Source organism: Natronococcus sp., assembly GCF_047921035.1.
Lineage (GTDB): Archaea > Halobacteriota > Halobacteria > Halobacteriales > Natrialbaceae > Natronococcus.
Genome location: NZ_JBLRWX010000132.1, coordinates 1 through 7,389, shown reverse-complemented (window position 1 = coordinate 7,389; position 7,389 = coordinate 1). Strand labels below are relative to the sequence as shown.

Below are 7,389 nucleotides of genomic sequence, written 5' to 3'. Positions count from 1 at the left end.
CTCCACGTCGGCGTCGTCAGCGACGTCGACGACGAGGAGGGAAAGTGGATGCTCGAGCGCTTCGGCGTCCGCGAGGCGTTCGACTCGATCACGACGTCCGAGGAGGTCGGCCGGACCAAGCCCGATCCCGCGATGTTCGAGACGGCCCTCGAGAAGGCCGGCGTCGAACCCGCCCGATCGCTGATGATCGGCGACCGGTACGACCACGACGTCCGCGGGGCCGACGAGGCGGGACTGCACGGGGTCGCGTTTGGCGCCGAGGACGGCCCCGCGGTCGCCTACCGCATCGAGTCCCCGCCCGAGATCCTCGAGATCGTCGACGGGGATCGAAGCCCCTGATACGGTTTCCTGTAAGTCAGTACCGGCGCAACCGCGACCCGTGCGGCGGTTGCGCCGGGAAATCGGTACAGCAATCCGTATGAGCGGTCCGGATCTATCCGTTCCGATCGGAGACGTACACGCAAACCTGACGTCGATCGCCCCGAGACGTTCTCTATCCCGTAAATTCTGGAGCATTCAGGCTAAAGGTCTATCCCCCTGTCGAGTGGAGAGGAACGTGACCGGTGGTGCGTTCGGTCCCACCACGATCCCTTCACACCCATGAAAACAGCCAGTCGAGGACCGTCGCGGGTGACGATCCGCCAGTTCGAGCCCGGCGACCGGGAGGCGTTCCTCTCGCTGTACGAGCGGGTATTCGACCGCGGGCGATCGCCCGCCTGGTTCCGCTGGAAGTACGAGGACAACCCCTACGCCGACCACGTTCCGATCGTCGTCGCCGAGGACGACGGCGACCTCGTCGGCTGCCGATCGCTGTTCGCCCAGGAGATGCGCGGCCACGGAACGGTTCGAACGGCGTACCAGCCCTGCGACACGATGGTCCACCCCGACTACCGCAGGCGCGGGCTGTTCGACCGGATGAACGAGCGGACCCTCGAGCGGTACGCCGAGGGCGGCCCCGCCTTTTTCTTCAACTTTCCGAACGAGGCCTCGAAACGGGGGAACCTCAACCACGGCTGGCGCGAGATCGGGACGGTGCCGCTGTACTACCGGGTTCGGGATCCCGTCGGCGCCCTCGAGCGATGGACCGACGACCCGGGAGCCCAAGCGCCGACGCGAGTCGAGAAACGCGCGACGACCGCGGCCGCGAAATCGGTCGCGAGCCGGATCGTCGATGGAGCCCACCGCACGGGGGATCAGTTCCTGGCACCCGACGCCGACGTCGACCTCGAGCGCCACGAGTCGCCGCCCGCCGAGGCGCTCGCGGCGGCCTACGGACGGGCGATTCCTGACGCGATGCACACGAACCGAACGGCGACGTTCTACCGCTGGCGGCTCGCCAATCCCGAACACGAGTACACGACCTACGTCGCGAGACGCGACGGGGAGCCGGTCGCCGCGCTCGTCACCGCCGACGTCGACGACCGGGTCCGAATCGTCGAGACGGTCCCGCGAGCGCTCGAGGCCGAACGGGGGGCGCTCGAGCGACTGCTCGTCGCCGTGCTCGCCGACTGCGATCGCCGGGAGTTCGTCACGGCCTTCGGCGAGACGCTTCCGAGACCGATTCGCTACCGGTTCTTCCCCGACACGCGAGCACCCCTCTCGACGCTGATCCGGCCGGCGTCGCGGACGCTGCTGGCGCGGGACCTCGACGCCAGCGCCGCGGTCGAGAACAGCTCGATCGACGACTGGACGTTCTCGCGGCTCGATCTCGACACGACCTGACTACCCCCGGAACCGCGTCACGGGATCGAGTTCGCTCTCGTCGACGTCCTCGAAGGCGTCGCGGGCAATCACGCGCTTGTGGACTTCGTCGGCGCCGTCGACGAGGCGGAACGCGCGGACGTTCTCGTAGAAATCAGCCAACGGTAGGTCCTTGCCGATCCCGTTGGCGCCACAGCACTGGATCGAGAGGTCGACGGCGTCCTGGACGACGTTGGCGGTAAAGACCTTCGCCATCGAGACCGGGACGCGGGCCTCCTTCCCCTCCCCGATCTCGCGGGCGGCGTGGCGAACCATCGTCCGGGCCGCGTGGAGTCGGGTTTCGGCGTCGGCGATCTCGTACCGGAGGTTCTGTTTCTCCGAGAGCGTGCTGCCGAATCCCTCGCGCTCGCTCGTGTACGCTTTCGCGACCTCGAGTGCGCGCTGGGCCATCCCCGAAAAGCGCATGCAGTGAGTCAGTCGCGCGGGGCCGAGGCGTTTCTGGGCGATGGCGAAGCCGGCGTTCTCGGCGCCCAGCAGGTTCTCCTCGGGAATCCGCACGCCGTCGTAGACGATCTCGGCGTGGCTCGTTCCCGTCACCTCGCCGCCGACGTGGGGGATGTCGCGCTGGTACTCGACGCCGTCGACGTCGCTGGGGACGAGGAAGATCGAACACCCCTCGTAGGGGTGGGCCTCCTGATCCGTTCGCGCCATCACGAGCAGGACGTCGGCCTCGCTGCCCTGGGTCGTCCACCACTTGTGGCCGTCGAGGACCCACTCGTCGCCGTCTTTCTCTGCCGTCGTCCGGATCATCTTCGGATCCGACCCCCCGCCCTGCATCGGCTCGGTCATCGAGAACCCCGAACGGATCTCGGCGTCGACCAGCGGCTCGAGCCACCGCTCTTTTTGCTCGTCGGTACCCGCCATCTCCAGGGTGTGCATGTTCCCCTCGTCGGGGGCGTCGACCCGCATCGCCAGCGGGCCGAGCAGGCTGCGACCCGCCTCCTCGAACGCCGGCAACACGTCGCGGAACTCGAGGCCGAGCCCGCCGTACTCCTCGCTGACCTGCGGAGCGTACAGGCCGCGCTCGCGGGCCGTCTCGCGCAGGTCGTCGACGACGTCCTCCGGGACGGGACCGTTCCCGAGCTGCTCGCGCTCGGCGGGGATCACGTCCTCGTCGACGAACTCCCGAACGTCCGCGGCCAGCTCTCGCGCCCGATCGCTGTCGTGGTACTCCATACCCTAGCTACACGAACATTGTAAGATAAGGTTTCGGTCGTAACTATTTTCGTTAATCGGGCCGCGGGTAGTACCATGCGTCGCGCAACCCCTCGCTCGAGCCGGTCGACGAATCGGAACGTCTCGACAGACCAGCGGGCCGATCGACTCGAGCCATGACCGACACCTACTACGAGCGGCTGGTCGACGAGGACGCGCTGGCGGCCTACCTCGAGGAGGGCCTGGGGTCGGCCGAGACCTACGAGATCGAGCGCCACCGGGAGGGCCACTCCAACGAGACGCTGCTTCTCACCTGGGGCGACCGGGAGCTGGTGATCAGGCGACCGCCGCCGGGCGAGACGGCCGACACCGCCCACGACGTGCTCCGGGAGTACCGGGTGACGAAGGCGCTGGTCGACACCGACGTTCCCGTCCCAGAGCCCGTGCTCGCCTGCGAGGATCACGACGTCATCGGCAGCGACTTCTACGTGATGGAGCGACTCGAGGGCGACGTCCTCCGCGAGGGCGAACCCGACCGCTTCGCCGACCCCGCCGCCCGCGAGCGGATCGGCGAGGAGCTGGTGGACACGCTGGCGGCGATCCACGCGGTCGACTACGAGGCCGTCGGGCTCGAGGAGTTCGGCTACCCGCCGGGGTACACCGAACGCCAGGTCGAGCGCTGGGGCCAGCAGCTGATGTGGGCGTTCGAGACCACGGTCGAAGAGCGGGAGGTGCCGGATCTCTACGAGGTCGGCTCGTGGCTCCAGGAGAACGTCCCCAAGGAGCACCCGGACACGCTGGTTCACGGCGACTACAAGCTGGATAACGTAATGTATGGCCCGAGTACCCTTCCGGATCTCGTCGGCGTCTTCGACTGGGAGATGGCCACGCTGGGCGACCCCCGCGCCGACCTGGGCTGGATGCTCTCCTACTGGAGGGACCCGAAAGATCCCGACCCCGCGGTGCCCGAGCTGACGGCGACGTTCATGGAACGGGAGGGGTACCCGAGCCGGCTCGAGCTGGTCGAGCGCTGGGAGGAGCGGACGGGGTACGAGTTCGCACACGAACGGTTCTACCGCACGCTCGCGGTGTACAAGCTCGCGGCGCTCGGGGAGATGTTCTTCCGGCGCTACCTCGAGGGCAACAGCGACGATCCGATGTACCCGAAGATGGAGGAGCGGGTGCCCGCGCTGGCCGCGCGCGCGGTCCGGATCATCGAGGGGGAGGAGCCGCTCTGATGCGGTACTTCGAGGATATCGAGGTCGGCGAGACCCGCGAGTTCGGCGAGTACGAGGTCAGCGAGGACGAGGTGGTCGAGTTCGCCGAACAGTACGATCCTCAGCCGTTCCACGTCGACAGGGAGGTCGCCGAGGAGTCGATGTTCGGCGAGTTGGTCGCCTCGGGCTGGCACACGGCGGCGATGTCGATGCGGATGCTCGTCGAGGGACCCGAGGACGAGGACGACTGGGCCTCGATGGGATCGCCCGGCGTGGACGAACTGCGCTGGCACCAGCCCGTCAAACCCGGCGACACGCTCTCGGTTCGAACCGAGGTGCTCGAGAAGCGGCCCTCCGACAGTCGCGACGACCGTGGCTACGTCAAGAGCCGCCTCGAGACCTACAACGGGGACGACGAACTCGTCATGAGCTGGGTCGGGAACACGATCTTCGAGCGGCGCGGCGGCGGCGAGTAACACGCCTCGCCGGGGGACGGCGGCGATCGAGCCGTCGGCCCGAACTGAGGTTACCGCCGTTTTTCACAGGGATATAACACCGTACGACCTACGCCTAGAAGGTGAAAATCTTAACATTGGTAACTGGGTTCGGTGGAGTTAAGGCCGTCCCGGTCGACCACACGGGCATGTCATACGACACCATCAACCGCGTCGCCGTCCTCGGCGCGGGGAACATGGGACACGGGATCGCCGAGGTGACCGCGATGGCCGGCTACGACGTCGTCCTCCGGGATATCGAACCCGAGTACGTCGAGGACGGCTACGAGTCGATTGCCTGGAGCCTCGAGAAACTCGAGGAGAAGGATCGCCTCGACGAGCCCGCCGACGCCATCCTCGAGCGTATCGAGACGACGACCGACCTCGAGGAAGCGGTCGCCGACGCGGACCTCGTGATCGAGGCCGCACCGGAGAACCTCGAGTTGAAACACGACATCTTCGCCGACCTCGAGCGCTACGCGGACGAGGACGCGCTGCTGGCGACGAACACCTCGAGTCTGCCGATCACGGACATCGCGGAGGCGGTCGACACGCCCGAGCGCGTGCTCGGCCTGCACTTCTTCAACCCGCCGGTGAAGATGGACCTCGTCGAGGTCATCTACGGGGCGGAGACGAGCGACGACGCGGCCGAGGCCGGCTACGACTGGGTCGAGTCGATCGACAAGACGCCGATCTACGTCCGCAAGGACGTGCGGGGCTTCGTCGTCAACACGATCGTCGGTCCGTTCATCGGCGAGGCGTGCTGGATGGTCTCCGAGGGCGACGCCGAGGTGCGCCAGGCCGACGCCGCGATGGCCCACGGACGGGGCTACCCGATGGGGCCGTTCGAGCTCGCCGATCTGACGGGGATCGACGTCGGCTACCACGTCCGGAAGGAGGCCGGCGACGACATTCCCTCGATCATGGCCGAGAAGGTCGAGGCCGAGGAGCTGGGGAAGAAGACCGGCAAGGGATTCTACGACTACGAGGACGGTGACGGACCGGACTACGAACCCGGCCAGGGGGAGGGGTTCGACACGCTCCAGGTCGAGGCCCGGATGATCAACCGCGCGGCCTACCTGGTCGGCGAGGACGTCGCGACCCCCGAAGCGGTCGATATCGGCGTCCGCCTCGGGCTGGGCTTCCCCGAGGGGATCTGCCGTCGCGCGGACAAGATCGGTCTCGATACCGTCCTCGAGAAGCTCGAAGCGAAGTCCGAAGAGACCGGCGACGACCGCTTCGAGCCCCATCCCTACCTGCGCGAACTCGTCGCGGAGGGGAAGACCGGCGAGGACGCCGGCTCCGGCTTCCACGACTACGGCAGCGGCGACGCGGGCGACCTCGATTCCTACCGCTACCTGAACGCCGAGGTCGAGGACGGCGTGCTCGAGGTGGAACTCGACCGCCCTGAGCGGATGAACGCCCTTTCCACCGACCTGCTCGAGGAGATCGACGACCTGTTCTCGACGGTCGACACCGACGACATTCGGTGCGCGACGATCGAGGGCACCGGCGACCGCGCCTTCAGCGCCGGGGCGGACATCACCGGCTTCGGCTCGCTCGAGCCGACCGACGCGATGAACGTGACGCCGGCCTTCGAGACGGTCAACGAGTTTCCGCGACCCGTGATCGCGAAGGTCGACGGCTACTGTCTGGGGGCGGGCCTCGAACTCGCGCTGGCTTGCGACCTGCGGATCGCGACGAAGCGCTCGTCGTTCGGCGCGCCCGAGATCGGTCTCGGCCTCATTCCCGGCGGCGGGGGGACCCAGCGACTCATGCGCGTCCTCGGCGAGACCCGCGCGAAGGAACTCGTCTTCCGGGGGAACCACATCGACGCCGAGCGAGCCGCCGACTGGGGCCTGGCGAACCGCGCGGTCGACCGCGACGAGTTCGACGAGACGGTCGAGGCGTTCGTCGACGACCTGCGGAACGGGCCGCCGCTGGGCCTCGAGGTCGCCAAGAAGGTGATGAACCGCGGCGAGGACGCTAGCCTCGAGGCGGCGCTGGCGATGGAGAGCCAGGGCTTCGGCCTGTTGATCGGCACCGACGACGTCCGGGAGGGGACCGCGGCGTTCGCCGAGGACCGCGAGCCGGAGTTCGAGGGGCGATAGATGGGCGACCCGGAGGATCGAATTCGGTTCGACGACCTCGAGGTCGGCCACGAGATCGTCACCCACTCGCGGACGCTCACCGAGGCCGACGTGCGCGAGTTCGCGGGCGTCAGCGGCGACTTCAATCCCCTCCACCTGAGCGAGAGCTACACCGCGGACCTGCCGTTCGGCGAGCCGATCGCCCACGGCGCTCTGCTGTTTGCCGTGACGACGGGACTGCTCTGGCAGCACCGCCACGAGCGACCCGAGACGGTGGCGTTCTACGGGGTCGACTCGCTGCGGTTTACCGAGCCCGTGACGATGGGGACGACGGTTCACGCCGAATCCGAACTCCTCGAGAAGGAACCCCGCGATCACCCCGTCGGCAACGGGCTCGCCCGCTACGAGACGCGGCTCGTGACCGACGACGGGTCGGTCGCGCTCTCCTGCGAGTTGCTGACGCTCGTAAAATAGTGGAGTTCAGCTGTCGTCGTCCGCGTCGTCCGTCGCGGCGTCCTCGCCGTCGACGTCGTCGAGTTCGTCCTCGGCGGCGTCGGCCTCGTCCTCGACCGACGACTGGACGTCGTCCATCTCGACGTCCGACTCGAGTTCGTCCTGGTCGATCGCGTCGTCGAGGACCGCGGAATCGGTAACCGCACCCATTCCGTCGTC

General features: G+C 67.8%; 7 protein-coding genes and 1 pseudogene. 6 read left to right on the top strand and 2 right to left on the bottom strand.

What is annotated here, in order from left to right; all coding sequences use genetic code 11:
* Positions 1–339, top strand: a 339-nt coding sequence (locus tag ACNA7R_RS18290) for an HAD family hydrolase (RefSeq protein ID WP_416284954.1), incomplete at its 5' end; no start/stop codon positions are given.
* Between the two features lie 261 nt (positions 340–600).
* Positions 601–1,722, top strand: a complete 1,122-nt coding sequence (locus tag ACNA7R_RS18285) for a GNAT family N-acetyltransferase (protein ID WP_416284953.1) — start codon at positions 601–603, stop codon at positions 1,720–1,722.
* On the opposite strand, the gene ACNA7R_RS18280 is transcribed toward ACNA7R_RS18285, so the two are convergent.
* Positions 1,723–2,937 (bottom strand): acyl-CoA dehydrogenase family protein, encoded by a 1,215-nt coding sequence (locus ACNA7R_RS18280; RefSeq protein WP_416284952.1) that lies wholly within the window; start codon positions 2,935–2,937, stop codon positions 1,723–1,725. It lies immediately after the preceding gene.
* A 155-nt stretch (positions 2,938–3,092) separates the two neighbouring features.
* Here ACNA7R_RS18280 and ACNA7R_RS18275 point away from each other — a divergent pair, with 155 nt between their 5' ends.
* The 4 genes from ACNA7R_RS18275 (at position 3,093) to ACNA7R_RS18260 (ending at position 7,191) form a co-directional block, all read left to right on the top strand.
* Entirely contained in the window at positions 3,093–4,154 is a 1,062-nt protein-coding gene (locus tag ACNA7R_RS18275) for a phosphotransferase family protein (RefSeq protein WP_416284951.1), read from the top strand.
* Positions 4,154–4,609 carry a MaoC family dehydratase gene (locus ACNA7R_RS18270; protein WP_416284950.1) on the top strand — a complete coding sequence of 152 codons (456 nt, stop codon included), beginning with the start codon at positions 4,154–4,156 and terminating at the stop codon, positions 4,607–4,609. The genes ACNA7R_RS18275 and ACNA7R_RS18270 overlap by 1 nt, the downstream gene beginning before the upstream one ends.
* Positions 4,610–4,776: 167 nt before the next feature.
* Entirely contained in the window at positions 4,777–6,738 is a 1,962-nt protein-coding gene (locus ACNA7R_RS18265; protein ID WP_416284949.1) for a 3-hydroxyacyl-CoA dehydrogenase/enoyl-CoA hydratase family protein, read from the top strand.
* Positions 6,739–7,191 (top strand): MaoC/PaaZ C-terminal domain-containing protein, encoded by a 453-nt coding sequence (locus ACNA7R_RS18260; protein WP_416284948.1) that lies wholly within the window; start codon positions 6,739–6,741, stop codon positions 7,189–7,191.
* A gap of 6 nt (positions 7,192–7,197) precedes the next feature.
* On the opposite strand, the pseudogene ACNA7R_RS18255 reads toward ACNA7R_RS18260, so the two are convergent.
* A pseudogene (locus ACNA7R_RS18255) lies at positions 7,198–7,389 on the bottom strand (hypothetical protein); the annotation flags it as partial.